The following is a 953-nucleotide window of genomic DNA, read 5'->3' on the forward strand; positions in this document are numbered from 1 at the left end:
CGAAATCTGCTACCAACATTAAGGTTGGACCTGAAACAGTCTGACCAGGACGTAAATCATCCTGATCGACTTGATAGAGCAACTCAGCGCCCTTATCCGTAATCGCTTCAATGGTGCATTTTCTAAGTGCTTGCGGAAATTCTTGAGCTAAAAACTCAATAATTTCTTGCTTACTCGCCATCTTGTAACCCCCAATCCCAATCTTTGGTTTTCAACTTAATCTTCTTTTTTAGAAAGCTCATCCAATACTTGCCAATATGTCGGTGGTTCAGATACATGTCCTCGCTCACGCAACATTTGATGCATTTTGGGCAATTTAAAATAAGGTACTGCTGCCATCAAGTGGTGTTCTTTATGATAATTAACATGAATCGGTGCAACCAAAGCTCGTGCAATATAACCGGCTTTAGTCGTACGAGTATTCATCAAAGCACTTTTGCTACTTGGCATCCCTGCATGCTCGGCCATAGAGCGTACACGCAAGAATAATGGAAACGGTGTTAGATATGCGAGTATCCATAGCCCATATAATTTAGGATGACCTGCTGCCCATAACGCTGCAAATAAAGCTGCGTTCGTGATGATCGCTCCGCCACTATTCTTAAAAAAAGCTTTCGGATAATCTGACCAATGCCTGCCTTCTTGTGAAATCCAACGACGATCATTCGAAACCGTCCACTCCATTTTTTCAATATCCATCAGAACTCGTCCTACTGCGAACTTGAATCCAGTAATACCAGCAAGGTCGCGTGCAAACTTACGCATCAAGGATTTTTTTGAGGTTGGAAAGCCAGCGACCAACGATAAATCGGGATCATCTTTTGTCGAAGTTTTACTATGATGACGCATGTGATGAGCACGGTACTTATGCAAATCATTCCAGATCGGACGTGCACATAACCAATCCGTTAAAGTGTCATTCAACCATTTTGTTTTAAATAAACTCTGATGTG

2 protein-coding genes are annotated in these 953 nt (G+C 42.0%); both read right to left on the reverse strand.

Features of this window, described 5'->3' with window-relative positions; genetic code table 11:
* Window positions 1–181 (reverse strand): hypothetical protein (locus HMPREF0023_RS04445; protein ID WP_008941301.1); only part of this gene is annotated, 181 nt, incomplete at its 3' end.
* 35 nt (window positions 182–216) lie between these two features.
* On the reverse strand, window positions 217–953 hold a 737-nt coding region (locus HMPREF0023_RS04450), incomplete at its 5' end, for a fatty acid desaturase family protein (protein ID WP_008941302.1).

Origin of the sequence: Acinetobacter sp. ATCC 27244 (genome assembly GCF_000156555.1) — a bacterium.
Lineage (GTDB): Bacteria > Pseudomonadota > Gammaproteobacteria > Pseudomonadales > Moraxellaceae > Acinetobacter > Acinetobacter haemolyticus.